Here is a 24977-nt window from a genome sequence, read left to right on the forward strand (position 1 = left end):
AAGCGGGTTGAGAGCATGACAGCCATGCTCCGAGCCGCTGAAGACATCCGGACATCCGCCCCTGCCGCCCCGCCCACCTGGGTGGTGATCGCGCTCGCGTGTGCCGGACAGTTCCTGGTCGTCCTGGACGTGTCCGTCGTCAATGTGGCCCTGCCCTCCATGCGGGCCGACCTGGGGCTGAGCGCCCCCGGACTCCAGTGGGTGGTGAACGCCTACTCCATCGCCTTCGCCGGATCCATGCTCCTCGGCGGGCGGGCCGGTGACCTGTACGGGCGCAAGCGGATGTTCCTGGTGGGCCTCGCGCTCTTCACGCTCGCCTCGGTCGCCGGCGGCCTCGCCCAGGAGGGCACCCAACTGCTGCTCGCCCGCGCCGCGCAGGGCCTGGGGGCCGCGGTGCTCGCGCCCTCGACGCTGACGATCCTGACGTCGGCCGTGCCCGAGGGCGCCGCCCGCGCGCGGGCCATCGCGACCTGGACCGCCGTGGGCGCCGGCGGCGGCGCGGCGGGCGGACTCGTCGGCGGACTGCTGGTCGACGGACTGTCGTGGCGCTGGGTGCTCCTCATCAACGTGCCCGTCGGCGCGGTGGTGCTGGCCGGTGCGGCGCGGTGGCTGCCGGAGAGCAGGGCGGGGGACGGGCGACGGCTCGACCTGCCGGGCGCGCTCCTGGTGACCGCGGGACTCGCGACCCTGGCGTACGGGATCGTGCAGACGGAGGCCGAGGGCTGGACCGCGGCGGCGACGCTCGTACCGCTGTGCGCGGGAGCGGCCCTCATCGGGCTCTTCCTGGTCGTCGAGGCGCGGACGAGGGCGCCCCTGATGCCGCTGAAGCTGCTGCGGCTGCGGTCGGTGTCGTCGGCGAACGCGGCCGTGTTCGTCTCCGGCTCGGCGATGTTCTGCATGTGGTTCTTCATGACGCTGTACGCGCAGAACGTGCTCGGCTACTCGCCGCTGGGCGCGGGCCTCGCCCTGGTGCCGAGCTCGCTCGCCGTCGTCATCGGCTCGAAGTCGGCGCCCCGCCTCATGCCGGTCGTCGGCGCGCGCAACGTGGCGGTCCTCGGCACGCTCCTCGCCGCGGCCGGGTTCGGCTGGCAGTCGACCATGACGGCGGACGGCCCGTACCTCACGGCCATCATGTTCCCCGGCATCCTGATGATGGCCGGCGCCGGCCTGGCCGCGACACCGCTGGCCGCGGTCGCGACCTCGGGCGCGGCGCCGGAGGACGCGGGAGTGGTCTCGGGCCTGGTCAACACCTCACGGGTGATGGGCGGTTCGCTGGGGCTCGCGGTCATGTCCACGATCGCCGCGTCCCGTACCGGGGGAAGCGTCTCGGGGGAGGCCCTGACCGCCGGGTACGCGCTGGCGTTCCGCGTCAGCGGCGTGATGCTGCTGGCCGGGGCGGTCCTGATGCTGCTTTGGCTGCCGCGGAGTATCTCGCGGCGGTGAGGCAACGAAATCCGGTGCCCGTGGACTCCTTCAAACATCTAGGAGGTGCTCATGGGGGATCGGAAACAGGCTCGGGACGAGGAGTTCCAGAGCTTTGTCGTCGGCCGCTGGCCGCGGCTGATGCGTACGGCGTTTCTCCTGACGGGGGAGCAGCACGCCGCGGAGGACCTGGTCCAGACGACGCTGGAGCAGGTGTACGTGGCATGGCGCAGGGTCGGTTCGGCCGACGAACCGGAGGCGTACGTGCGGCGCGTGATGATCAACGCGCACGCCCGAAGACACCGGCGAAAACTCAAGGAGTTCCTCGCGCCGAAGGACGATTCGGGGATCGGACGCGAGGTCCCCGACAGCGCCGACCCGATCGCGCGCGCCGACGACCGCGGCACCCTGATCGCCGCGCTGTCCCAACTGCCCCCGCGTCAGCGCGAGGCGGTGGTCCTGCGCTACTGGGAGGACCTGAGCGAGAGCCAGGCGGCCGAGGCGATGGGCTGCTCGGTGGGCGCGGTGAAGAGCAACGCGGCCAAGGGAATCGCGAAACTCCGTGTCGTACCGGGGCTGGTGGACGCGGTGGCGCAAGGAGGGCGGATCTGATGAGCGCGGACCGGGAGACGACTCACGACATGGCGACGGACGCGGACATCTCCTTCCTGCTGGCCGAGGCGGCGGACGAGGTCGAGATCGGTGTGGCCCCCTACCAGGCGGTGCTGCGCGGCGGCCGTCGCCGCAGGGCGCGCCGCTGGGCGACGGCGGCGGCGGTCGCCCTGGTCGTCGCCGGGTCCACGGGGGCCCTGGCGCTGGCGGGAGGTGCGGGCGGGGACGACGGTGGCAGGCGGGTCGAGCCGGCCGTGACCGCGCCGTCGACGCCGGAGCAGCGGCACGTGTACGAGCCGCAGGCGACCACCGTGGCGCGCGGGACCGAACACGGCAAGGAGTGGAGCGTCGAGGTCATCGTCTGGGGGGCGTCGAAGAACGAGACGGAGGCGCAGTACCAGCGGTCCAGGATGAGCGAGTACGCCCTCACGCCGACGGGCACCCAGGTCGCCTCGGACCTCATCGGCAAGGGCTGGGTGTTCGTCCGCCTCTTCGGGGGGGACGACAGCCCGGAAACGGTGCTCGACGGGCCGGTCGAGAAGGACGACTCGTTGTCGGGCACGGACATCGAGGCCGCGTTGGTGCCGCTGCGGATCGGCCGGGCCGGTACGGCGGGGGCCTCTCGGCTGCTGGTGATCGGCAAGGTCGCAACGACCGCCCAGGAGGTCACCTACACCTGGGACGACGGCACGACGATCAAGGCCGGGAAGGCCGCCCCGGGAACCGACCTCGGCTCGTCCTACGAGGATCTGATCCGGCCGGTGGACGGCTCCCGGCCGAACTGGTTCGTGTGCGTGGCGCCGGAAGGCAAGCACGTCGGGTCCGGGACGGCGAAGGTGACGAAGTAGCGAAGGCGGGCGAGGAGTGACCGTGCGGGTGGCCCGCCGCCGGACCCGACGGCGGGCCACCCGCACGATCCGCACGATCCGCACGATCCGCATGATCCGCACGATCCGCACGATCCGCACGATCCGCACGATCCGCACGAACAGGCCCTACAGCCACCCCTGTTGGCGGGCCTCCCGCATCGCCTCCATGCGGTTGCGGGTGCCCGTCTTGCCGATGGCGGAGGACAGGTAGTTGCGGACGGTGGACTCGGAGAGGTGCAGCTTGCCGGCGATGTCGGCGACGGTGGCGCCGTCCACCGAGGCCTTCAGCACGTCGCACTCGCGGGCCGTGAGCGGATTGGGCCCGGCGCTCAGCGCGGCGGCGGCGAGCGCCGGATCGATGACGGTCTCCCCGGTCAGCACCCGGCGGATCGCCTCGGCCAGTTCCTCCACGGGCCCGTCCTTGACCAGGAACCCGGCGGCACCCGCCTCCATGGCCCGCCGCAGATAGCCGGGTCGGCCGAACGTGGTGAGGATGAGCACCTGGCAGTCGGGCACCTGCTCACGCAGTTCGGCGGCGGCGTCCAGCCCGCTCATCCCCGGCAACTCGATGTCCAGCAGGGCCACATCGGGCCTGCTGACCAGCGCAGTGTCCACGATCTCGTCCCCCGCTGACACCTGCGCGACCACCTCGATGTCCGGCTCCATCCCGAGCAGCAGGGCGAGCGCCCCGCGCATCATCTGCTGGTCCTCGGCGAGCAGGACACGGACGGACTTGGCGGGCCGGTGGTCCCGGGGCATCTCGTTCACGCGGCCAAGCGTAAGGCGAGAGGGGTGCCCGGCCGCCCGTTCCGCACGCTCCGGCGGTCTTCCGAAAAATCGTGGGGTTTCTGTCCGCGCGTCTTGACGGTCCTCGGTCACGGGCAAATAATCGCCTCGGAATTCAGCGCCCCCCTTTGCCATTCCTGAGCCGGGCCGCTTTCCGCAAACGTTCGGAATTTCGACCGCGAATTGGTTCGGTATCTCGATCGAACAATGTCCGGTATATCGAACCGGGCACCCGCACTGTCCTACAAGGAACGGAAGAGGTGCACCGTGATGTCATCCTTCGTGCGCTTACAGCGCCTCAGAAACACGGTTCTGGCCGTGCTGTCGGTGTTGGCGGCCGTCGTCGCGTTCGCCGTCGGCGCGCCGCAGGCCACCGCCGCGGGGTCGCTCCCCTGCGACATCTACGCCACCGCGGGCACCCCCTGTGTCGCCGCGCACAGCCTCGTCAGGGCGCTCTACTCGTCGTACAACGGCTCGCTCTACCAGGTGCAGCGCGCCTCCGACAGTGCCACCGCGAACATCGGTCTCCTGGCGGCCGGCGGATACGCGAACGCGGCGGCGCAGGACTCCTTCTGCAACGGCACCACCTGCATCATCACGCAGATCTACGACCAGTCCTCGCGCCACAACGACCTCACGATCGAGGGTGCGGGCGGGGCGGGCGCGGCCGATGTCGGGGCGCCCGCGGACGCGCTGCCGGTGACCGCCGGCGGCCACCAGGTCTACGGTCTGGAGATCTCGGCCGGCATGGGCTACCGGGACAACTCCACCTCGGGAGTCGCCACGAACGGTGCCGCCGAGGGAATGTACATGGTGACCTCCGGCACCCACGTCAACGGCAGCTGCTGTTTCGACTACGGCAACGCCGAGACCAACAACCTGGACACCGGCAACGGCCACATGGACGCGATCAACTTCGGCACCGAGTGCTGGTTCTCGCCCTGCTACGGCGGAGGTCCCTGGGTGCAGGCCGACCTGGAGAACGGGCTCTTCCAGTCGGACGCCGGATACAGCAAGAACACGTCGAACACCGGGACCGGCGCGATGCCCTTCGTGACCGCTTTGCTGAAAAACAACGGTCAGGACCATTTCGCGCTGAAATACGGCAACGCCCAATCGGGCAGTCTCACGACCACCTATTCCGGGGGTGAACCCACCGCCGGAGGCTACTCGCCCATGCACCAGGAGGGCGCGATCGTCCTGGGCACCGGCGGCGACAACAGCAACGGCTCCATCGGGTCCTTCTTCGAGGGCGTCATGACCTCGGGCATCCCGACGGACGCCGCGGACAACCTGGTGCAGTCGAACATCGTCTCCGTCGGCTACGGCGGCTCGACCGGCGTCACCGGCTCGCTGACGGCCGGGTCCGAGATCTCGCTGCGCGCGACCACCTCGTGCTGCACGGCCGACTACATCCGCCACCAGGCCAACGCGGCGGTCGTCTCGGCGATCACGTCGAGCAGTTCGGCACTCGACAAGAGCGACGCCACCTGGATCGTCCGCCGGGGTCTCGCCGACAGCTCCTGCTACTCCTTCGAGTCACGGAACTACCCGGGCGACTTCCTGCGGCACTACAACTACCAGCTCCTCCGGCAACCCATGACCGGCACCACGCAGTTCAGACAGGACGCCACGTTCTGCGCCGGGACCGGCAAGAGCGGTACGGGGACCTCGTTCGCGTCGTACAACTACCCGACGAGATACCTCCGGCACTACAACTACAACGTCTACATAGCGAGCAACGGCGGCTCGAACGCCTTCGACAGCGCCACCTCGTGGACGGACGACGTGAGCTGGGCCGTCACGGCCCCCTGGGCTCCGTAGCCGCCCGGCCGAAACGCGGCGGCGGGCCGGCCCGTGAGGGCCCGGCCCGCCGCCCCCTTCGAGGGGGTGCCGCTCACACCGACGCCTCCGTCAGATCCACCGCCTCCACGGGGAGTTCGGCCCGCACCTCGAAGCCGCCGCGCGGAGTCCGTCCCGCCCGCAGGGAGCCGCCGGCCGTCGCGAGGCGTTCGGTGAGACCCTTGAGGCCGGTGCCGCCGATGCCCGGCTCGGGATCCGCCGGGGAGGCGTCGGTGCCGTTGTCCGAGACGGTCAGACGGACGAGGTCCGCGGTTCCGTCCACGGTGATCTCGCAGCGCGTGGCGTCGCTGTGGCGTACGACGTTGGTGACGGCCTCACGCAGCACCCAGCCGAGCAGGGCCTCGGTCTGCGGGACCAGGGGCGGCCCCGACTGCCGGACGACCGGCTCCACCCGCGCGGCGGACAAGGCCGAGCGGGCGCCTTCCAGCTCCGTGGCGAGGCTGCCCTCGCGATAGCCGGTGACCGCCTCGCGGATCTCCGTCAGCGCCTGCCTGCCGACCGACTCGATGTCCGTGACCTGCACGAGTGCCGCGTCCAGATCGCGGGGAGCGAGGCGACGGGCCGCCTCCGACTTCACCACGATCACGGAGAGCGTGTGCCCGAGCAGGTCGTGCAGGTCGCGCGAGAAGCGCATCCGCTCCTTCTCCACCGCCCGGCGCGCCAACTCCTCGCGGGCCGAACGCAGTTCGCGTACCGCCTCGGACAGGGAGAGGATCGCGGCCGTCACCATCGTGGACAGGAAGGTGCCGTAGGCGACGTTCACCGCGTCCCAGCCCGCCCGGACGACGGAGACCGCAGCGGCGACCGCCGTCAGAGCGAGCCCGATCCTCCCGAGCCAGGGGCCGCGCACCACCGCCCCGGTGGCCAGCCCGAGCAGCGGGAAGAAGAACAGCCAGCTTCCGCCGTACCCGAGGGCCAGCGCGAAGGTGATCACCCCCATCAGGACGAGCGCGACCCGGGTGGAGCGGGCCTCCCGCTTCGACTTCACGAACGCGCGGAACGTCACGTAGATGTACAGCGAGTTGAAGACGAACAGGCCCAGTGCGCCGACCCAGGGCTGCGGTGTCCTGCCCTGGAAGAGGTTGGAGAAGGCCCCCATCCCCATCAGCAGCCACGGCAGCAGCGCGAAGCCGGTCGGCGGCGGGCCCGGGTACTCGGGCGTCTCGCCGTCGCTCCCGCGGGCGGCGCGCCGCTCGGCCTTGAACCGTTCCATGTCGGCCTTCCAACGCCTCCGGTCGGCCCGCAGCGCGCGGACCTGGCAGCCGATGCCTCTCATCCAGGACATGTCCCGCTCCCCGTTCAGACAGTTCGTGCGGATCGACGGTACGAGAGCACGGCGTACGAACCGAACGCCAGCAGCCAGGCGATCAGCACCGCCACCGCCGTGAGGTCCGGCGCCCGGCCCTCGGTGACCGACACGCCGAGCTGCGCGAAGCGGTTCGTGGGCGTGTACGCGGAGACCGAGCGCAGCCAGCCGGGGAAGAGGGCGAGCGGGAACCACAGGCCGCCGACCACCGCCAGCCCCAGATTGCACACCATGTTCGCGACACCCGTCGTCTGCGCGGTCATCCGGTACCCGTTGCCGAGGCCCAGCAGGGTGAAGGGGACCGAGCCGAGCCACAGCAGCAGGGCCGTCGCGGCCCACTGCCAGGCGTCCAGCCGTACGCCGTTGACCAGGCCGCCGGCCGCGAGCACCGCGACGATCGCGGGCAGCACGGTCACCGAACCGGTCAGCGCCCGCCCGAGCACCACCTCGCGCGACGTCATCGGGGTCACCCGGAGCAGCCGCAGCCAGCCGGTCACCTTGTCCTCGGAGACCCCGCCGCCCGTGTTCAGCGCCGAGCCGACCGCCCCGTACGCGGCCATGCCGACCATCGACGCCGTCCTCCACGCGCCGTCGTCGCCACCGCCGAGGTTGGTGAACAGCAGATACATCATCACCGGCATCGCGACGCCGCCGATCACGAAGCCGGTGTCGCGCAGCGTCCGGCGCACTTCGAGCCGCAGATAGTCGAACATCACGCCTTCTCCCGATCGTGCGAGGTGGGTGCGGTGAGGGCCATGAACGCGTCGTCCAGGGACGCGGGGACGACCTCCAGGCCGCGTATCGCCCCCCGCTCGGCCAGCGCGATCACCGTCGCGTCCGAATCGTCCGTGCGCAGCCGGGCCCGCTGCCCGCGCACCTCCACGGCCACCACGCCGGGCAGCAGCGCCAGGCCCTCCGAGCCGAGCCCCGCCAGGTCGAAGGAGACCAGATTGCCGCCAGCCGACCGCCTGAGCTCCTCCCCGGTCCCGTTCGCGACGATCCGCCCCCGGTCCACGACGACGATCCGGTCGGCGTGCGCGTCGGCCTCCTCCAGGTAGTGCGTGGAGAACAGCACGGTGTGGCCGCGCCGGGCGTAGGCCCGCATCGACTCCCAGAACGCGTGCCGTGCCTCCACGTCGAGCGCGGCGGTGGGTTCGTCGAGCACGATCAGCGCGGGATCGCCGGCGAGCGCCACCGCGAACCGCACCCGCTGCGCCTGCCCTCCCGACAGCCGGTCGACGCGCCGCCCGGCCAGTTCCGTGATGCCCGCGAGCCGCAGTGCCTCGGCCACCGGCAGGGGTGCCGGGTAGCGACCCGCCACGAAGGACACCAGCTCCTGGACGGTGACCCGCGGCACCGGCCGGGCGTCCTGGAGCATCGCGCCGACCCGTCCGGCGCGCACCGACTCCTGCGGGCTGCAGCCGAAGAGCGCCACCGAACCCTCGTCCGGCTCGTTCAGCCCGAGCAGCAGGGAGATCGCCGTCGACTTGCCCGCGCCGTTGCGGCCCAGCAGCGCCACCGTCTCGCCGCTCGCCACGTCGAGGTCGAGACCGTCCACGGCGCGCACGTCGCCGAACGTCTTGACCGCGCCCCTGAAGCGCACTGCCGGTGCCGTCCCCGCCGGCGGCGGTGCGGACGTTCCCCGCGGCTTGCGCGCCGTCGTCCCCGTTGTCCGTGTCATGAGAACGACGCTAGGGGTCCGGGGCGGTGCCCCGGCAGAGGCACTTGTCGGCGATCGGCCGGGACAAATGTCACGGCCGTCGTCGCGACGCGTTCCCCTGAAGGACCGGTACGGCCACTCGATCTGACATGGCGTCAGTAGTCTTCACAAGTGCTGGACGCTGGGCTATACAAGGGTGCGCCGGACTGGAACGCGTTCTAGAACGAGCGGGTTCCACGGCCCAGTGTCGACCTCGGTGCGGCCGACGGTGCGGACGGCCGCATCGAGGTCTTTCGCGCAGTCGAGTCAGGAGCCCCATGCCCATTGACGCCGCCAAGGCCGTCGCAGCGGAACCGCGGACCGGCGAGATCGCCTGGAGCCACAAGGACGTCCAGCTCTACCATCTGGGCCTGGGCGCGGGCGTCCCCGCGACCGACCCCGACGAACTGCGGTACACCCTCGAATCCAGGCTGCACGTCCTGCCGAGCTTCGCCACCGTCGCGGGCGCCGGCTCACCGGGAGTGATCAGCGGACTCTCGATGCCCGGCGTCGACGTCGACCTCGCCCGCGTCCTGCACGGCGGCCAGAGCGTCCGGCTGCACCGCCCGATCCCCGCCGAGGGCACGGCCACCGCCACCGGGCGCATCGCCGCGGTCTACGACAAGGGCACCGCCGCCATCCTCGTCATGCGCACCGAAGTGGCGGACGCCGAGGGCCCGTTGTGGACCAACGACGCCCAGATCTTCGTACGCGGAGAAGGCGGCTGGGGCGGCGACCGCGGACCGGGCACCCGCCTCGAAGCCCCCGCCGGCCCGCCGGAGCGAACCGTGGAACGCCCGGTCCGCGAGGACCAGGCCCTGCTCTACCGGCTGTCCGGGGACTGGAACCCGCTGCACGCCGACCCCGAGTTCGCCAAGCTCGCCGGGTTCGACCGGCCCATCCTGCACGGGCTGTGCACGTACGGCATGACGCTCAAGGCCGTCGTCGACACCCTGCTCGGCGGCGACGTGACCCGCGTCCGCTCGTACACCACCCGTTTCGCCGGAGTCGTCTTCCCCGGCGAGACCCTGCGCATCCGGATGTGGCGGAGCGACGGCCGGGTCCGGGTGGCGGTGAGCGCGGTCGAGCGGGACGACGCGCCGGTCCTCGCCGACACCGTCGTCGAACACGTCTGACACCCGTACGAACCGTCCCGAGGGGAGCCGCACCATGCGCGCAGCCGTACTGCACGAGATAGGCCAGGACAAACTCGAGGTCCTCGACGACGTCGAGGCGGTGGGCTTCGGACCCGGCAAGGTGCGGGTCCGCGTGCGGGCCACGGGACTGTGCCACTCGGACCTGTCCGCGATGAACGGTGTGCTGCCCCAGCCCGCGCCGTTCGTGCCCGGGCACGAGGGCGCCGGCGAGATCACCGAGGTCGGCGAGGGCGTCACCCATGTGAAGCCCGGCGACCGTGTCGTCATCTGCTGGCTTCCCGCCTGCAACGCCTGTCCGGCCTGCAAGCGGGGTCAGACCGAACTGTGCCTGGCCGGATTCATGAACGCGGGCACCCCCAACTTCAAGCGCCCCGGCGGTGACGTCTTCGGCTTCGCCGGCACCGGCACCTTCGCCGAGGAGGTGGTCGTCGCCGCGGGCTGCGCGGTCCCCATCCCCGACGACGTGCCCTTCGACATCGCCGCCCTGATCGGCTGCGGCGTCACCACCGGACTCGGCGCCGCCCTCAACACCGCGGACGTGGAGGCCGGTTCGTCGGTCGCCGTCATCGGCTGCGGAGGCGTCGGCGTCTCCGCGATCCAGGGCGCCCGGCTCATGGGGGCCGCGGAGATCGTCGCCGTCGACCCGGTCGCCTCACGCCGGGAGGCCGCCCTCGGCTTCGGCGCCACCAAGGCCGTCTCGCCCGACGAACTCGCCGACGCCAAACAGTCGGTGACCGCGGGCGAGGGCTTCGACTACGTCTTCGAGGTCGTCGGCAAGTCCGCCACCGCGCGCACCGCCTACGACCACACCCGCCGCGGTGGCACCCTCGTGGTCGTCGGCGCGGGCGCCATGGACGACTTTCTCCAGCTCAACATGTTCGAGCTGTTCTTCGACGAGAAGCGCATCCTGCCCTCCATGTACGGCGGCGGGGACGTCCTGCGGTCGTACGAGCGCACGATCGCCCTGTGGCGCGCGGGCCGCATCGACCTCGAAGGCCTGATCACCCACCGTGTGCCGCTGGCCGGGATCAACGAGGCGCTCGACCAGATGCGTTCGGGCACCGCACTCCGGACGTGCATCGAGATCTGACCCGGGCGGCCGCCGGCGCGGACCTCCACCACAACCGCTCCGGTGCGGACCTCCACCCCAACCGCTAAGGACCCTGATGTCACTGCCACTCGAAGGGCTCACCGCGATCGTCACCGGCGCGGGCCGCGGGCTCGGCCGGGCCGAGGCGCTGGAACTCGGCCGGCTGGGCGCGGCCGTCGTCGTCAACGACTACGGACAGCCAGGACGGGACGGGTCGGGCGAGTCCTCGGCCACCCCGGCCGAGGAGGTCGCCGCCGAGATCCGTGCGGCGGGCGGCCGGGCCACAGCCCACACCGGGGACGTCGCCGATCACGAACAGGCCCGCGAACTGGTCGAGTCGGCCGTCGCGGAGTTCGGGAGACTGGACATCCTCGTCAACAACGCGGGCATCCTGCGCGACCGGATGGTCTTCTCGATGACCGAGGACGAGTGGGACTCGGTCATCAGGGTCCATCTCAAAGGCCACTTCAACACCACCCACTTCGCCTCCGCGCACTGGCGTACCCGCGCCAAGGCGGCCGACGGGCCCGTCTACGGACGGATCGTGAACACCTCGTCGGAAGCCTTCCTCGCGGGCTCCGCCGGACAGCCCAACTACGCGGCGGCGAAAGGCGGGATCGTCGGTCTGACCACCTCGACGGCGCTGGCGCTCGCCAAGTACGGCGTCACGGCCAACGTCATCTGCCCGCGTGCCCGCACCCGTATGACGGAGGACGTCTTCGCCGGACTCGGACAGCCCGACGAGGGCCTGGACCCGCTCGCCCCCGAGCATGTCGCCCCGCTCGTCGGCTACTTGGCCTCGCCCGCCGCCGGGCACGTCAACGGGCAGCTCCTCGTCGTGCACGGAGGGATGGTCGCGGTCGTCGAACGCCCGCGGGTGGCCGCGAAGTTCGACAGCAAGCAGGACACGTTCAGCCACGACGAACTCGACGCGCTGCTCACCCCGTACTACGCGCAGCGCCCGAGCGGTGAGACGTTCGCGGCGATGGAGGTGCTGGGGCTCAAGCGGGAGGGCTCTCCCCGCTGAGCAGACGTCCGTCGGTGAGAGACCCATGCGACCCATACGGATACAGCCCCGCTCGCCATGGTGCGAGCGGGGCTGTATCCCGGTTTCGGCTTGCCGTGAGGTCCGTCAGACCGTCGTGGCCGGCTGGCCGGACGGCTTGCGGTGGCGGCCCCGAGGGGGCGCCTCGCCGTCGTGGCCGGAGACCGGGCCGCGGTGTCTGCCGTGGCCTTCGGACCGGGCCGCAGACGTCTCGTGGACGTCCGTGCCCGGTGCTTCCATGGTGCTCGAGTCGTTCATTGAAGTGTTCACCCCGTATGCAAGATCCTTCTTTACAGCCGGGGGAGTCTAACGTGCGGTCATCGCGCGGGAGTCGGAGGGTGACGTTTCTTCGCCCGTACTGCCCCTTTTCTCCTCGTCCGTGTGGGCGGGTACACACGGACCCCCGGATTCCGCGGGCGTCCGCGGCAGGGCGGCGAGGGTCCCCGCCACGGTGGTGAGCGCCGAGGCCGGTCGGGTGTCGGACCCCGGACGGCCGACCGCGGGCCTCAGGACCACCTGGCCCCTGAACTCGCCGACGACCGACAGCGCGTCGGTGGTCCCGTCCCCGAGAACGGTGCCGCCCGCGGGTGTTGTACCGGCCCGGGTGCCGAGGTTCATGCCGTGCGGGGGCGTCTCGGCGACCTTGGTCCAGAGACCGGGCTCGGGGGTGGAGGCCCCGGCGACGCTGGTGACGCCCGCCCACGGGTTCGGCGGGAACGGCTCGGCGGAGGGGCTCGCGACGGCAGGGAGGGGGCCGGTGGTCCCGTGACCGGGGCCCGCGACGGCCGGGAGCGGCTCGGCGGTCCGGGCGCGGTGGCCTGAGGCGGGCGGGAGCGGTTCGGCCGGGAGGGGTCCTTCGACGGACGGGGTTCCGTCGCCGGCACGGGTACTCGCGGTGACACCGGCACCGTTACCGGCATGCGTGACGGCAGCGGCGCCGGCCCTCCGACCCGGATGGGTGTCGGCCCCGGTGGCGGCCGTGGTCCCGGTGTCGGGACCGGCACCGACTCTCGTGACCGGGGGGAGCGGCTGTGCCGTTTCGACGACGACGGTCATGCCGCCCGGGAGCGTCCCGTCGGCCCTGGTCCTGAGGCCCATGCCGGGTGGGGGCGTTTCGGCGACCTTGGTCCAGAGGTTCGCCTGGGTCGTGGGTGTTCCGGCGGGCTCGGCCCGGCGCTCCGGTGCGGGTGCGGCTGCGGCTGCGGGTGTCAGGGAAACCCTGGTCCAGCGGCTCGGCTGGGGCCGGGCCGCCGGTTCGCCGGATTCGAGGGCGCGTCGCACGACCGGCAGGGGTGGTTCGGACTGTCCGTCGACGGGCCGTGCGACCGGCGGGAGCGTCCCGCCGGGCTCGTGGCCGGGGTTGGTGTCCGCCCGCCGCGCTGCGGCGGGGGACGTCCTGGGGGCGAGGCTCGTCACCGTCGACAACGGCTCCCGGCTCCCGGGCGCGGGGCCCGTACCGTCGGACGGACCGGCGGACGGCACCCGGTGTCCGTCGAGGGCGCGGACCGCTTCGCCCTCCGGGGCGCGGGCGGTGCCGCTGCCCAGGGCCGGCTGGACCGGGAGCGCCCGGGGCGGCTCGGTTCCCGGGGCCGGGTGCGGCCGACCGGCCGGCCGGCCCGTCCGCAGGTGTGCCTGCTGGAGCGGGACCGGCCGCGGTGCGGGGAGACCCGGGGAAGCCGGATCCCCCGTGTCCGGCTTCCCCGCACCCTCGGGCGCTTCCAGCCGGGCGACACCACACGGGACGACACCCGTGGCGTACGGCAGGCGGAGCACCCCCTCAGCGGTCCACAGCCCGGTGCCGGGGAACCAGCCCTCCGGCGCCGGGCGGTGGTGGATCCGGCGCTCGGCCGGGCGCCACACACCCACCCAGGTGCCGCCGGGCCCGTCCATGCGCAGGGCGACCGCGCAGGACTCCGGGGTCAGCACCTGGCCCGGCTGGATCGCGAACGGGCTGACCGAACAGCCCGTCGCGGTCAGACAGTCCGGGAAGCGGACGGGCAGGGTGCTGCCGAGCACGCCCCAGCCGAGTCGGTCCCGGCCGGGGGACGGCGCGTCGGACCGGATGAGCAGAAGCCCGCTGTCCGCGTCCGCGAGGAGCAGCCGGTCGTTGCTGTGCTCGGCGATCTGGAGGAGCGGCGACACCTCTCCGCCGCGCTCCAGGTCGACGACCACGGTCTTCGTGCGGCCGTTCTGGAAGCGGTCGAGCGCGAGCAGGCGCCCCGTGCCGTCCAGCCACACCCCTCCCGAACAGTGGCCCGGCACCTCGGCCAGGTGCTCCGGGCCGAACGCGCCGCCCGCCACCAGCCACACCGCCGTCGACCCCCGGCCCACCGCGAGGGCGTATGCGCGCTCCCCGTCCGGCGCGGGCGGCAGCAGCCGCAGCACGGTGCCCGCGTCGGGGCACTCCACCGCGCCCAGCGGGAGCTCGCCGGTGCCCGGCCCGGTCGGATACAGGAGGGAGAAGGCGTGGCGCCTGTCGTTCACCCGGTGGATCAGCACCCTGCCGTCGGTCAGCGGCAGCACCTCGCTGCCCGGCTCCTCCGGCTGCGGACCGGGCAGCGGTACGGCGTACGGCTCGGGGCCGTCCAGGGTCCAGCGCTCCGGGTAGCAGGACTCGCCGTCGCGGGCGAGCCGTGCTCCGTAGGTGCCGTCGGCGGTGATCACACAGACGGGAGCAGCGGCCCACCGGCTCGCGCTGTCACCGTACTCGCCGCCGTCCGCGCGCTCGCTCCGCACCATGGGTTCTCTCGCACCGGCCGTCATCGTTCGGTCACCTCCGGCGACGAAGGTAGTTTTCGTACGCACAGGCGGGGGAGCGACAGGCTGTTGCTTCACACATAAGGGTGGCGCTGTCGGGATTCGCCTGAGGGAACGGGGCGGATGTGCTGAACCATGGCGGAAAGACGCGCGCCGGGACGGGCGGGATCCGCGTCCCGCCGGCCGCCCCGGCACGGGTCCCGCACGTCCGTCGGCCGTCCCGGCACGGGCCCGTGGGCCACGACCGGTCGGACAGGGACGTAAGACAGGTAGCCTTTTCCCCGTGCCCCGTCTGTCTGAAGTCATCGCCGCGCTCGACGCCCTCTGGCCTCCGGAGCGGGCCGAGGGGTGGGACGCGGTCGGTACCGTCTGCGGCGACCCCGACCAGGACGTCACGCGCGTCCTGTTCGCCGTCGACCCGGTCCAGGACATCGTCGACGAGGCGGTGAAACTGGAAGCCGACCTGCTCGTCACCCACCACCCGCTCTACCTGCGCGGTACGACGACGGTGGCGGCCGACACCTTCAAGGGCCGCGTCGTGCACACGCTGATCAAGAACGACATCGCGCTGCACGTCGCCCACACCAACGCCGACCGCGCCGACCCGGGAGTCAGCGACGCGCTGGCCGGGGCACTGGACCTGCGGGTCGTACGGCCCCTCGTGCCCGACGCGACCGACCCCGAGGGACGCCGTGGCCTCGGCCGCGTCTGCGAGCTGGACCATCCGCTCACCGTGCGCGAACTCGCCGCCCGGGCCGCCGAGCGGCTGCCCGCCACCGCGCAGGGCATCCGCGTCGCGGGCGACCCCGACGCGCTGGTGCGGACCGTCGCGGTCAGCGGCGGCTCCGGGGACAGCCTCTTCGACGACGTGCGCGCCGCGGGCGTGGACGCGTTCCTCACCGCGGACCTGCGGCACCACCCGGTGTCGGAGGCCCGCGCCCACAGTCCTCTCGCGCTGCTCGACGCGGCGCACTGGGCCACCGAGTGGCCCTGGTGCGAGCTGGCCGCCGCCCAGCTCGACGAGATCTCAGACCGGAAGGGATGGGGACTGCGCGTCCACGTCTCCCGGACGGTCACCGACCCCTGGACCGCCCACGCGGCCTCACACACCGACACATCAGGAGCCCCCAACTGAACGCCGCGCCCGCCGACCAGATCCGACTTCTCGACGTCCAGGCACTCGACGCCCGTCTTCAGCAGCTCGCGCACAAGCGGAGGTCGCTGCCCGAGCACGCCGAGATCGAGTCGCTGAACAAGGACCTCACCCAGCTGCGCGACCTGCTCGTCGCCGCGCAGACCGAGGAGAGCGACTGCGCCCGCGAGCAGATCAAGGCCGAGCAGGACGTCGACCAGGTGCGTCAGCGCGCCGTCCGCGACCAGCAGCGCCTCGACTCGGGTGCCGTCACCTCCCCCAAGGACCTGGAGAACCTCCAGCGCGAGATCGTCTCCCTCGCCAAGCGCCAGGGCGACCTGGAGGACGTCGTCCTGGAGGTCATGGAGCGCCGCGAGTCCGCCCAGGAGCGGGTCGCCGAGCTGACCGAGCGGGTCTCCTCCGTCCAGGCGAAGATCGACGACGCGACCGCGCGCCGGGACGCCGCCTTCGAGCAGTTCGACGGCGAGACGGCCTCGGTGACCAAGGAGCGTGAGGTCATCTCGGCCTCGGTGCCCGCCGATCTCCTCAAGCTGTACACCAAGCTGCGTGACCAGCAGGGTGGCGTCGGCGCCGCCAGGCTCTTCCAGCGCCGCTGCGAGGGCTGCCGCCTGGAGCTCAACATCACCGAGGTGAACGACGTGAAGGCGGCCGCCCCCGACACCGTGCTGCGCTGCGAGAACTGCCACCGCATCCTCGTGCGTACGTCCGAGTCCGGCCTGTAGGGAGTCCGGTTCGTGCGGGAGTTCATCGTCGAGGCGGACGGGGGTTCCCGGGGCAACCCGGGGCCCGCGGGATACGGCTCCGTGGTCATCGACGCGGCCACCGGGGAGACGCTGGCGGAGCGCGCCGAGTACATCGGCGTCGCCACCAACAACGTCGCCGAGTACCGGGGCCTGGTCGCCGGTCTGGAGGCGGCCCGCGACCTCGACGCGAGCGCGCGGGTCAGGGTCCGAATGGACTCCAAGCTCGTCGTGGAGCAGATGTCCGGGCGCTGGAAGATCAAGCACCCGGACATGAAGCCCCTGGCGGCGAGGGCGGCCCGGATTCTCCCGGCCTCCCAGGTCACGTACGAGTGGATGCCGCGCGAGCGGAACAAGCACGCGGACCGGCTGGCCAACGAGGCGATGGACGCCGGCAAGCGCGGCGAGGCCTGGTCGCCCTCGGCGTCGACGGCCGAGCTGAACGCGCGGGCGACGCGGTCCACGGCACCCGAGCCGCCGGGCCCGCCCGGCGACGCGACAGCGGGCGCGGCAAAGGCCCGAGCAGCCCTGAAAGAAACCCGCGGCGAAGCCCTCAGCAAGGGGCGCGAGGAACTGCGCGCCCAGCCCACGACGGACGGCAGCCGGGCGACGGCGACGGGTGTCCCCCACGTGCCCCGTGAGGGGCGCGGGGAACTGCGCGATCAGCCGGCGGCGGACGGCAGCCGGGCGACGGCCACGGGCGGCAGCCCGTCCCCCGGCGGCGAAGCCGGCGAGGGGGCCGCAGGGCCGGGAGACGCAGGCCGAGCCGGGAAGGCGGGCGACGATCAGCGGGCCGCGAGAAACGTGGCCGCCACCCCGACCACCACGCCCGCCGCGGGCTGGAGCGCACCCCCGGACATGGGCGCCCCCGCCACCTTCGTCCTGCTGCGGCACGGCGAGACACCGCTGACCCCGCAGAAGCGGTTCTCGGGCAGCGGCGGCAGCGATCCGTCGCTGTCCGACGTGGGAAGGGAGCAGGCCGAGCGCGTGGCCGCGGCGCTGGCGGCGCGCGGCACCATCCAGGCGATCGTGGCCTCCCCGCTGGCCCGGACCCGGGAGACCGCGGGTGCCGTCGCCGCCCGGCTCGGCCTCGACGTCGCCGTGGAGGACGGCCTGCGCGAGACGGACTTCGGCGCGTGGGAGGGACTGACCTTCGGCGAGGTGCGCGAACGCCACCCGGAGGACCTGAACGCCTGGCTCGCCTCGCCGGAGGCCGAACCGACCGGCGGCGGCGAGAGCTTCGCCGCGACGGCACACCGCATGGCGGCCACCCGCGACAAGCTGATCGCCGCCCACGCCGGCCGCACGGTCCTGCTCGTCACGCACGTCACCCCGATCAAGACCCTCGTACGACTGGCCCTCGGCGCCCCGCCGGAGTCCCTGTTCCGGATGGAACTGTCGGCGGCGTCGCTCTCGGCGGTCGCGTACTACGGGGACGGCAACGCGAGCGTCCGGCTGTTCAACGACACCTCACATCTGCGCTGACCCCGAATGCGCTGATCACCTGACCGCCTGGCACTGTCTGACGGGCGGCGAGCCGCGCTCACCCCCGGCCAGACCGTGCTCACCCTCGGCACCGGGGCGCTGTCCCTGAACAGGGCCCTGGAACTGCACGGGACCCGCCCGGTCGTGGACCGCGTCCTCGGCTTCGACGAGGTGCGGGAGGCGTTCCGGTGCCACGAGAGCGGCGCGGCCTTCGGGAAGGTGGTCATCCGTGTGAGCTGAGCCGGGGCGGGGCCTTGTGCTCTGAGCGGGGGCAGAACCGTCTGAGGTGAGCCGGGGTCGGGCCGTCCGAGGTGGGCCGGGACGGGCCGTGGCTACCGTCGCAGTGCCGACGCCGCCCGTGCCAGGTCCTCCACCCGGCGCCAGTCCCGCGCGGCGACCGCGTCGGCCGGGAGCATCCAACTGCCGCCCACACAGCCCACGTTGGGGAGCGCGAGGTAGTCCGGCGCGCACTCGGGGCCGATGCCCCCCGTCGGGCAGAAGCGCGCTTGCGGGAGCGGCCCCGCCAGCGACTTCAGGTAGGCCGTACCGCCCGCCGCCTGCGCGGGGAAGAACTTCATCTCGCGCACCCCCCGTTCCAGCAGCGCCACCACCTCGGAGGTCGTGGACACCCCCGGCAGGAAGGGCACCCCGGAGGCCTTCATCGCGTCCAGCAGTCCGTCCGTCCAGCCGGGGCTGACCAGGAAACGGGCGCCCGCCGCCACCGACCCGGCCACGTGCTCCGGCGTCAGGACCGTGCCCGCGCCCACCACCGCGTCCGGCACCTCGGCCGCGATGGCCCGGATCGCGTCGAGTGCCGCCGGGGTCCGCAGCGTCACCTCGATCGCGGGCAGCCCGCCGGCTACGAGGGCCCGCGCCAGCGGCACCGCGTCGGAGGCGTCCGCGATCACGACGACGGGGACGACGGGCGCGAGATCCAGGACGGAGGCATGCGGAGACGGGGGCGATGACGACGTCATGCCCTCATCCTGCCCGGGGTGTTCATCATGCGCAAAGGTCGTTGCACATGTTGCAACGCTGATGAAATGGCGGCCACCGCACGCCGGACGGCCGTCCGGCCGGTCAGCCGGCACCAGTCACCGGGCGGCCGCTCGGCGGACCCCTGTCACCGGACGGCCGGTCAGCGGACGCCTGTCACCAGGGCGGCCACTCGACGGACGCCCGTCGCCGGACGGCCGCTCAGTGGATCTCCCTCACCACCACGTCGAGCGCCCACGGCCTGTCCGCCCGGCCCGGGGCTTCCGCCTCCACCGTGTACCCGAGATCCCGCAGCGCCTCCACCAGCTCCGCCGGGTTCTTCGGCGCGGCGTTCGCGGTGAGCAGGCCGCGGACGATCCGGCCCTTGGTCGCCTTGTTGAAGTGGCTGACGACGGAACGCTTCTCGACCCCGTCCACCAGCTGCGCGTGCAGCACCCGTACGGTCGCCGTCCGCCCCGCCACCTCGCCCTTGGGCTTCCACGCCGCGGTGTACGCCGAGGACCGCAGGTCCAGCACGAGCCCGTCGCCGGCGGCTTCGGGGAGCGCGGCGGCCATCGGCGCACGCCAGTGCGCGCCCAGCGCTCCCACGCCCGGCAGCTTCACGCCCATCGAGCAGCGGTACGAGGGGATCCGGTCGGTCACCCGCACCGCGCCCCACAGCCCGGAGAAGACGAGCAGCGAACGGCCCGCGCGCCGCTTGGCCGCGGTGTCCAGCGAGGCCAGGTCCAGGGCGTCGTACAGGACCCCCGTGTAGATCTCCCCGGCCGGGCGCGTGCCCGCGGTCCTCAGTTCCGTGTTCTTCGCGATCTCGCCCCGCAGGCCCTCGCTCAGCCCGAGCACCTCGCGGGCCTTCTCCTCGTCGGCCACGCACAGCTCGACCAGCTCGTCGAGGACCGCCTGACGGGCCTCCGCGAGACCGGGCAGGGACAACGACTCCGGCTTGAGCGCGATTCCCCGGCCGGAGGGTGCCTTGCCCTCGGAGGGCGGCAGCAGCACGAGCACGGTTGGTTCTCCTCACGGTGGATACGGACCGCCGCAAGCCTACGGGGTACGGCCCGACCGCCTTTTCCGCCCGGCCCAGGGCCCACCGCCCCGGCCGGACTCGGCGGGGCCGACGGGACTCTGCGGGCCCACCGGGCCTGCCGGGCCTGCCGGGCCCACCAGGCCTGCCGGGCCCACCAGGCCTGCGGGGTCTGCCGGGTCTGCGGGGTCTGCCGGACTCTGCCGGGCCCCCAACTTGCGCCCGCCGCGCGGTACCGGCACCGGCGCGGCGGGCGCGAACCGGTCCCCTCGCCCGGAGGGCGCCCCTCTCCGCGTGCTCAACGGTTGGCCCCGGCCTACGCTCGACCCATGCCCCGCCGTCACTTCCGCGTCACCGGTGCCCCGCAGGCTCCGCTGCGAGCCGCTCTGCGCGCGCTGCGGACCGAGCTCGGCGTCCCCGGGAGTTTCCCGGCCGACGTCCTCGCCGAGGCCGGGCGGCCGGCCCGCCTGCCCGCGTACGACGCGACGGACATCCCCCTCTTCACCATCGACCCGCCGTCCTCCGAGGACCTCGACCAGGCGATGCACCTGTCACGCCGCGAGCGGGGCGGCTACCGCGTCCAGTACGCCATCGCCGACGTCGCCGCCTTCGTGGCGCCCGGCGGAGCCCTGGACGCCGAGGCGCACCGGCGCGTGACGACCCTCTACTTCCCGGACGGCAAGGTCCCCCTCCATCCGACCCGCCTCTCCGAGGGCGCCGCGAGCCTGCTCCCGGGTCAGACCTGCCCGGCCGTCCTGTGGACGATCGACCTCGGCCCGGACGGCCGCACCGAGGTCACCGACGTCCGCCGTGCCCTGGTCCGCAGCCGCGCCAAGCTGGACTACGCGACCGTGCAGCACCGGATCGACGACGGAACCGCGGAGGAACCGCTCGCTCTGCTCAAGGAGGTCGGCACCCTGCGCGAGGCCCTGGAGGTCGAGCGCGGCGGCATCTCGCTCAACGTGCCCGAGCAGGAGATCGTCGAGAAGGACGGGACGTACGAACTCGCCTACCGGGCGCCGCTGCCCGCCGACGGCTGGAACGCGCAGATCTCCCTGCTCGCCGGTATGACGGCGGCCGAGCTGATGCTCGACCACGGCACGGGAGTGCTGCGGACGCTGCCCGCGGCGCCGGACGGGGCGGTCGGACGGCTGCGCCGTACCGCTCTGGCCCTGCGCATCGACTGGCCGCACCACGTCTCGTACGCGCAGCTCGTCCGCTCCCTCGACCCGCACCGGCCGCACCACGCCGCCTTCCTCCAGGAGTGCACGACCCTGCTGCGCGGCGCCGGATACACCGTCTTCCGGGACGGGGTGCTGCCCGAGGTCACCGCGCACGCCGCCGTCGCCGCGCCCTACGCCCACTGCACGGCCCCGCTGCGCCGGCTCGTCGACCGCTACGCCTCGGAGATCTGCCTCGCGGCCGCCGCCGGTCTGCCGACTCCCGAGTGGGTCCTCGCGGCTCTGGACGCCCTGCCCAAGGAGATGGCCGAGGGCAGCAGGCGGGCCGGCACCGTCGAGCGCGAGTGCGTCGACATCGTGGAGGCCGCACTCCTCAAGGACCGCGTCGGCGAGATCTTCGAGGCCTGCGTGGTGGACGTACAGGAACACGACCCCACGGTCGGGACCGTGCAACTGGAGTCCCCGGCGGTCTTCGCCCGGATCTCGGGCGGGACGACCGCACTCCCCCTGGGCGAACACCTGCGGGTCCGGCTCACCCAGGCGGACCCCGGAACCGCGAAGGCGCAGTTCGAACCCGCCTGATCCGGCGACGGCCTCCGGCATGGAAACGGGGGCCGCGGGTGTTGCCCCGTAGAGCGGACGCGGCGAGCGCGTCCGGCCACGGTGGCGAGGGAGAGGGACGGTCATGACCGGACGGGGAGAGGCGACGACCGGGACCGTACGGCGCCGGCCCCCGCGGCACTCCGCGAAGGAGGAGGCCCGCTGGACCCGGACCGTCCTCGGCCGGGACGGCCGGCCCCTGGACCTGCTGACCGCGCGCTTCGACCAGCACCGCTACGCCCCGCACACCCACGACGAGTTCACCATCGGCGTCAGCGTCGGCGGCTCCGAGCTCATCGGCTACCGCGGCGGCCACATCCGCACCGGCCCGGGGTCCATCGTCGTCCTGGCCCCCGGCGAGATGCACACCGGCGGTCCCGCCGCCTGTGACGGCTACGCCTACCGGGCCCTGTACGCGGAGCCGTCCCTGCTCTGCGAGGGCGCCGTCGGCGGCCTCCCGCACTTCCGGGAACCGCTGCTCGACGACCCCGAACTCGCCGCCGCGCTGCGCGCCGCGCACACCGAACTGAGCGTCTGCCCGGACCCGCTGGAGGCCGAGTCCCGCCTCCCGTGGCTGCTCGCCGCGCTGACCCGGCGCCACTCCACGGCCCGTCCGGACCGCGACGAGGTCCCCGGCGCCGCGCGCATAGCCGACGCCGTACGGGACCGCCTGGCCGACGAGCTCCAGGCGCCGCCCTCCCTCGCCTCCCTCGCCACGGACCTCGGCCTGTCCCGCTACCAGCTCCTGCGCGCCTTCCGTACGACGACGGGGATTCCGCCGTACGCCTGGCTGGCCCAGCACCGGGTGAACCGGGCCCGTCGGCTCCTGGAGTCCGGACTGCGCCCCGCCGAGGTCGCCGGACTCGTGGGCTTCGCCGACCAGGCGCATCTGACCCGCTGGTTCCGCCGCGTGCTCGGCGTGACGCCGGCCGCGTACCGCGCGAGCGTGCTCCCGTCCTCGCCCCCGTTCTCGCCCCCGCCCCCGTCCCCGGACCCGTTGCGGTAGGGAGTCCCGGCCCGGTCGCCGGAGCGCAACAGCGTTCAAGACGCACCGCGGGGAGGTGTCCGAGACTGCTCGTATGACTGCACGCGGCTGGTTTCTGTTCTCCCTGATGGGAGTGATCTGGGGCATCCCCTATCTGATGATCAAGGTGGCGGTGGACGAGGTGTCCCCGTCGGTGGTGGTGTTCACACGCTGTGCGGTCGGCGCCGTGCTGCTGCTCCCCTTCGCGATCCGCCAGGGCGGCCTGGCCGGGACCGTACGGGCCCACTGGCGCCCGATGCTGGCCTTCGCGGTCATCGAGATCATGGTCCCCTGGTGGACCCTCACGGACGCCGAGCGCCATCTGTCCAGCTCCACCGCGGGCCTGCTGATCGCCGGTGTGCCGATCGTCGGCGTCGCCGCGGCCCGCTTCCTCGGCGACACGGAACGGCTCGGCGCCCGGCGCGTCACGGGTCTCGCCCTCGGCCTGGCCGGAGTCGCGGTCCTCACGGCACCGCATCTGACCGGCGGCGACGCCCGGTCGCTGGTCGAGGTGCTGCTGACGGTCGTCGGCTACGCCACCGCGCCGCTCATCGTCGCCCGCCGCCTCAAGGACGTCCCCTCGCTCCATCTGACGGCCCCCTGCCTGGCGTTGGCGGCGCTCGTCTACGCCCCCGCAGCGGCCTTCACCCGGCCGGAGGCGATACCTTCCGGACAGGTCCTGGTCTCCCTCGCGGGCCTCGGCGTCATCTGCACGGCCGTCGCCTTCGTGGCCTTCCTGGAACTGATCAAGGAGGCGGGCCCGACCCGGGCGACGGTGATCACGTACGTCAACCCGGCGGTCGCGGTCGCGGCGGGCGCCCTCTTCCTGGACGAACGCCTGACTCCCGGGATCCTCGCCGCCTTCGCCCTCATCCTGGCGGGCTCCGTCCTGGCCACGGCGGCCGCCGGTCCCCGGCGTCCCGCCCGCCCGGTAGCATGGTCGGCACGGCAGACGAGCCGGGCGGACGGCCGCGTGGAGGTCCTTGTGGACCTTCCCGAGGAACGTCCGGGCTCCACAGGGCAGGGTGGTGGCTAACGGCCACCCGGGGTGACCCGCGGGACAGTGCCACAGAAAGTAGACCGCCGAGAACTCCGGTTCCCGGTAAGGGTGAAACGGTGGTGTAAGAGACCACCAGCGCCTGAGGCGACTCAGGCGGCTAGGTAAACCCCACCCGGAGCAAGGTCAAGAGGAGCCGCTCTCTCGGAAGAGAAGGCGGCTCTGCGCGAACGTTCGAGGGCTGCTCGCCCGAGTTCGCGGGTAGACCGCACGAGGCCGGCGGCAACGCCGGCCCTAGATGGATGGCCGTCTCCCCGGCCGCCGCGAGGCGACCGGGCGACAGAACCCGGCGTACAGCCCGACTCGTCTGCCACAGACTGCGGCTTTGCCCGGCAAAGGGCCTTCGACCTGTGTCGGAGGCCCTTTCCCATGTCCGCCGCCCAGGAGGCCCGGACCGGCGAACAGCTCCTCGGGTCACAGGCGCTGCGCGGGCAGCGAGTCGTAGGGGAACTCGATTCCGCACAGCAGAACGGTCTGGCCGGGAGGGCGGGCGATCTCGCGTTCCGGCCGCCATGGGGCGAGCATCCCCCGGGGCCGCGAGGGACTACTCCTACTCGTCGAACAGGGCTTCCTGCATGCCCTCCCGCGCCGCGCGCACCCGCTTGTTCCGGACGCCCACGACGACGGCGGTGACCGCGGCCGTCGTACCCAGCGCGATCGGCACCATCCAGCCGCGGTTCACCGAGTGGCCCATCAGATGGTCCAGGGACAGCCGGCCCGGACCCGTCACCGCGAGGCCCGCCGCCGCCAGTCCGAGCGAGGCCGTGTACTCGTAGCCACCGCTCTGCGCGAAGAACCCGTTCGGTACGTGCACGGCCGCCGCGCCCGCCATCGCGCCGGCCGCCGCCGCACCGGCCGCGGGTGTGGCGAGGCCCAGCGCCAGCAGAGTGCCGCCACCGGCCTCGGCGAGGCCCGCGGCCGTGGCGCTCGCCTTCCCGGGCGCGTAGCCCATGGCCTCCATGGCCTGTCCGGTGCCCTCGATACCGCCGCCGCCGAACCAGCCGAACAGCTTCTGCGCTCCGTGCGCGGCCAGGACACCGCCCGTGCTCAGACGGAGCAGCAGCAGTCCCAGATCACGCCGGTCGATACAGGTCACGGTGACTCCCAGTCCAGA

The 24977-nt window shown here is 72.9% G+C and carries 22 protein-coding genes, 1 other RNA gene and 1 pseudogene; 15 read left to right on the forward strand and 9 right to left on the reverse strand.

Annotation, left to right across the window (positions count from 1 at the left end; all coding sequences use genetic code 11):
- Window positions 1-15: 15 nt before the first annotated feature.
- Genes OG780_RS29015 through OG780_RS29025 form a run of 3 tightly spaced genes read left to right on the forward strand, consistent with a single transcriptional unit; the run spans window position 16 to window position 2882 of the window.
- The gene (locus tag OG780_RS29015; protein WP_328453042.1) at window positions 16-1443 is read left to right on the forward strand and encodes an MFS transporter; all 1428 of its coding nucleotides are present in this window, start codon (window positions 16-18) and stop codon (window positions 1441-1443) included.
- Window positions 1444-1494: 51 nt separating this feature from the next.
- A complete protein-coding gene (locus OG780_RS29020; protein WP_328453044.1) occupies window positions 1495-2034 on the forward strand; it encodes a SigE family RNA polymerase sigma factor in 540 nt (179 codons plus the stop codon).
- Window positions 2034-2882: a hypothetical protein gene (locus OG780_RS29025; protein ID WP_328453046.1), complete on the forward strand. Its 849-nt coding sequence runs from the start codon at window positions 2034-2036 to the stop codon at window positions 2880-2882. The genes OG780_RS29020 and OG780_RS29025 overlap by 1 nt, the downstream gene beginning before the upstream one ends.
- Before the next feature lie 147 nt (window positions 2883-3029).
- Here the strand turns inward: OG780_RS29025 and OG780_RS29030 are convergent, their stop codons facing one another.
- Window positions 3030-3662: a response regulator transcription factor gene (locus OG780_RS29030; RefSeq protein WP_328458451.1), complete on the reverse strand. Its 633-nt coding sequence runs from the start codon at window positions 3660-3662 to the stop codon at window positions 3030-3032.
- Window positions 3663-3959: 297 nt separating this feature from the next.
- Between OG780_RS29030 and OG780_RS29035 the strand changes: the two genes are divergently transcribed.
- Window positions 3960-5513 carry an alpha-L-arabinofuranosidase B gene (locus tag OG780_RS29035; protein WP_328453048.1) on the forward strand — a complete coding sequence of 518 codons (1554 nt, stop codon included), beginning with the start codon at window positions 3960-3962 and terminating at the stop codon, window positions 5511-5513.
- A 73-nt stretch (window positions 5514-5586) separates the two neighbouring features.
- Here OG780_RS29035 and OG780_RS29040 read toward each other — a convergent pair whose 3' ends face one another.
- Genes OG780_RS29040 through OG780_RS29050 form a run of 3 tightly spaced genes read right to left on the reverse strand, consistent with a single transcriptional unit; the run spans window position 5587 to window position 8461 of the window.
- A complete protein-coding gene (locus tag OG780_RS29040; protein ID WP_328453050.1) occupies window positions 5587-6837 on the reverse strand; it encodes a sensor histidine kinase in 1251 nt (416 codons plus the stop codon).
- 14 nt (window positions 6838-6851) lie between these two features.
- On the reverse strand, window positions 6852-7571 hold the full coding sequence (locus OG780_RS29045) for an ABC transporter permease (RefSeq protein ID WP_328458453.1): 720 nt from the start codon (window positions 7569-7571) through the stop codon (window positions 6852-6854).
- Entirely contained in the window at window positions 7571-8461 is an 891-nt protein-coding gene (locus OG780_RS29050) for an ABC transporter ATP-binding protein (RefSeq protein WP_328458455.1), read from the reverse strand. Before OG780_RS29050 ends, OG780_RS29045 begins: the two co-directional genes overlap by 1 nt.
- A 374-nt stretch (window positions 8462-8835) precedes the next feature.
- On the opposite strand from OG780_RS29050, the gene OG780_RS29055 reads away from it, so the two are divergent.
- The 3 genes from OG780_RS29055 (at window position 8836) to OG780_RS29065 (ending at window position 11831) form a co-directional block, all read left to right on the forward strand.
- The gene (locus tag OG780_RS29055) at window positions 8836-9693 is read left to right on the forward strand and encodes a MaoC/PaaZ C-terminal domain-containing protein (protein WP_328453052.1); all 858 of its coding nucleotides are present in this window, start codon (window positions 8836-8838) and stop codon (window positions 9691-9693) included.
- A gap of 34 nt (window positions 9694-9727) precedes the next feature.
- Window positions 9728-10804, forward strand: coding sequence for a Zn-dependent alcohol dehydrogenase (locus OG780_RS29060; RefSeq protein ID WP_328453054.1), 1077 nt, complete (start codon window positions 9728-9730; stop codon window positions 10802-10804).
- 76 nt (window positions 10805-10880) lie between these two features.
- Window positions 10881-11831, forward strand: a complete 951-nt coding sequence (locus tag OG780_RS29065) for a 3-oxoacyl-ACP reductase (RefSeq protein ID WP_328453056.1) — start codon at window positions 10881-10883, stop codon at window positions 11829-11831.
- Window positions 11832-11936: 105 nt separating this feature from the next.
- Here OG780_RS29065 and OG780_RS29070 read toward each other — a convergent pair whose 3' ends face one another.
- Entirely contained in the window at window positions 11937-12107 is a 171-nt protein-coding gene (locus OG780_RS29070) for a hypothetical protein (protein WP_328453058.1), read from the reverse strand.
- A gap of 48 nt (window positions 12108-12155) precedes the next feature.
- Complete coding sequence (locus OG780_RS44690; protein ID WP_443062226.1) at window positions 12156-14612, reverse strand: hypothetical protein; 2457 nt, start codon at window positions 14610-14612, stop codon at window positions 12156-12158.
- A gap of 277 nt (window positions 14613-14889) precedes the next feature.
- On the opposite strand from OG780_RS44690, the gene OG780_RS29080 reads away from it, so the two are divergent.
- The 4 genes from OG780_RS29080 (at window position 14890) to OG780_RS29095 (ending at window position 18224) form a co-directional block, all read left to right on the forward strand.
- The gene (locus OG780_RS29080) at window positions 14890-15741 is read left to right on the forward strand and encodes a Nif3-like dinuclear metal center hexameric protein (protein ID WP_328453060.1); all 852 of its coding nucleotides are present in this window, start codon (window positions 14890-14892) and stop codon (window positions 15739-15741) included.
- Window positions 15738-16481, forward strand: a complete 744-nt coding sequence (locus OG780_RS29085; RefSeq protein ID WP_328458457.1) for a zinc ribbon domain-containing protein — start codon at window positions 15738-15740, stop codon at window positions 16479-16481. Before OG780_RS29080 ends, OG780_RS29085 begins: the two co-directional genes overlap by 4 nt.
- A 12-nt stretch (window positions 16482-16493) precedes the next feature.
- Window positions 16494-17984: a bifunctional RNase H/acid phosphatase gene (locus OG780_RS29090; protein ID WP_328453062.1), complete on the forward strand. Its 1491-nt coding sequence runs from the start codon at window positions 16494-16496 to the stop codon at window positions 17982-17984.
- Window positions 17985-18059: 75 nt separating this feature from the next.
- Window positions 18060-18224, forward strand: coding sequence for a zinc-binding dehydrogenase (locus OG780_RS29095; protein ID WP_328453064.1), 165 nt, complete (start codon window positions 18060-18062; stop codon window positions 18222-18224).
- A gap of 92 nt (window positions 18225-18316) precedes the next feature.
- On the opposite strand, the gene eda is transcribed toward OG780_RS29095, so the two are convergent.
- A complete protein-coding gene (gene eda, locus OG780_RS29100; RefSeq protein ID WP_326788113.1) occupies window positions 18317-18961 on the reverse strand; it encodes a bifunctional 4-hydroxy-2-oxoglutarate aldolase/2-dehydro-3-deoxy-phosphogluconate aldolase in 645 nt (214 codons plus the stop codon).
- 220 nt (window positions 18962-19181) lie between these two features.
- Complete coding sequence (gene yaaA / locus OG780_RS29105) at window positions 19182-19982, reverse strand: peroxide stress protein YaaA (RefSeq protein ID WP_328453067.1); 801 nt, start codon at window positions 19980-19982, stop codon at window positions 19182-19184.
- 348 nt (window positions 19983-20330) lie between these two features.
- Here yaaA and OG780_RS29110 point away from each other — a divergent pair, with 348 nt between their 5' ends.
- The 4 genes and pseudogenes from OG780_RS29110 (at window position 20331) to rnpB (ending at window position 24173) form a co-directional block, all read left to right on the forward strand.
- Complete coding sequence (locus OG780_RS29110; RefSeq protein ID WP_328453069.1) at window positions 20331-21764, forward strand: RNB domain-containing ribonuclease; 1434 nt, start codon at window positions 20331-20333, stop codon at window positions 21762-21764.
- Window positions 21765-21867: 103 nt separating this feature from the next.
- Window positions 21868-22788 carry an AraC family transcriptional regulator gene (locus OG780_RS29115; protein ID WP_328453071.1) on the forward strand — a complete coding sequence of 307 codons (921 nt, stop codon included), beginning with the start codon at window positions 21868-21870 and terminating at the stop codon, window positions 22786-22788.
- Between the two features lie 136 nt (window positions 22789-22924).
- Window positions 22925-23689 (forward strand): annotated as a pseudogene (locus OG780_RS44695) (DMT family transporter); the annotation flags it as partial.
- A gap of 70 nt (window positions 23690-23759) precedes the next feature.
- Window positions 23760-24173, forward strand: an RNA gene (rnpB, locus tag OG780_RS29125) — RNase P RNA component class A.
- Window positions 24174-24413: 240 nt separating this feature from the next.
- Here the strand turns inward: rnpB and OG780_RS29130 are convergent.
- Window positions 24414-24959 (reverse strand): DoxX family protein, encoded by a 546-nt coding sequence (locus OG780_RS29130; protein WP_328453075.1) that lies wholly within the window; start codon window positions 24957-24959, stop codon window positions 24414-24416.
- Window positions 24960-24977: the final 18 nt, after the last annotated feature.

This window comes from Streptomyces sp. NBC_00386, assembly GCF_036063235.1.
Lineage (GTDB): Bacteria > Actinomycetota > Actinomycetes > Streptomycetales > Streptomycetaceae > Streptomyces.

Bases quoted from the DNA above. Each gene is read 5' to 3' on its own strand.
- OG780_RS29110 (WP_328453069.1), top strand. From the start codon at position 20,331: ATGCCCCGCCGTCACTTCCGCGTCACCGGTGCCCCGCAGGCTCCGCTG.
- OG780_RS44690 (WP_443062226.1), bottom strand. From the start codon at position 14,612: ATGACGGCCGGTGCGAGAGAACCCATGGTGCGGAGCGAGCGCGCGGAC.
- OG780_RS29020 (WP_328453044.1), top strand. From the start codon at position 1,495: ATGGGGGATCGGAAACAGGCTCGGGACGAGGAGTTCCAGAGCTTTGTC.
- OG780_RS29030 (WP_328458451.1), bottom strand. From the start codon at position 3,662: ATGCCCCGGGACCACCGGCCCGCCAAGTCCGTCCGTGTCCTGCTCGCC.
- OG780_RS29035 (WP_328453048.1), top strand. From the start codon at position 3,960: ATGTCATCCTTCGTGCGCTTACAGCGCCTCAGAAACACGGTTCTGGCC.
- OG780_RS29045 (WP_328458453.1), bottom strand. From the start codon at position 7,571: ATGTTCGACTATCTGCGGCTCGAAGTGCGCCGGACGCTGCGCGACACC.
- OG780_RS29025 (WP_328453046.1), top strand. From the start codon at position 2,034: ATGAGCGCGGACCGGGAGACGACTCACGACATGGCGACGGACGCGGAC.
- OG780_RS29070 (WP_328453058.1), bottom strand. From the start codon at position 12,107: ATGAACGACTCGAGCACCATGGAAGCACCGGGCACGGACGTCCACGAG.
- OG780_RS29115 (WP_328453071.1), top strand. From the start codon at position 21,868: ATGACCGGACGGGGAGAGGCGACGACCGGGACCGTACGGCGCCGGCCC.
- OG780_RS29015 (WP_328453042.1), top strand. From the start codon at position 16: ATGACAGCCATGCTCCGAGCCGCTGAAGACATCCGGACATCCGCCCCT.
- OG780_RS29065 (WP_328453056.1), top strand. From the start codon at position 10,881: ATGTCACTGCCACTCGAAGGGCTCACCGCGATCGTCACCGGCGCGGGC.
- eda (WP_326788113.1), bottom strand. From the start codon at position 18,961: ATGACGTCGTCATCGCCCCCGTCTCCGCATGCCTCCGTCCTGGATCTC.
- OG780_RS29060 (WP_328453054.1), top strand. From the start codon at position 9,728: ATGCGCGCAGCCGTACTGCACGAGATAGGCCAGGACAAACTCGAGGTC.
- OG780_RS29040 (WP_328453050.1), bottom strand. From the start codon at position 6,837: ATGTCCTGGATGAGAGGCATCGGCTGCCAGGTCCGCGCGCTGCGGGCC.
- OG780_RS29055 (WP_328453052.1), top strand. From the start codon at position 8,836: ATGCCCATTGACGCCGCCAAGGCCGTCGCAGCGGAACCGCGGACCGGC.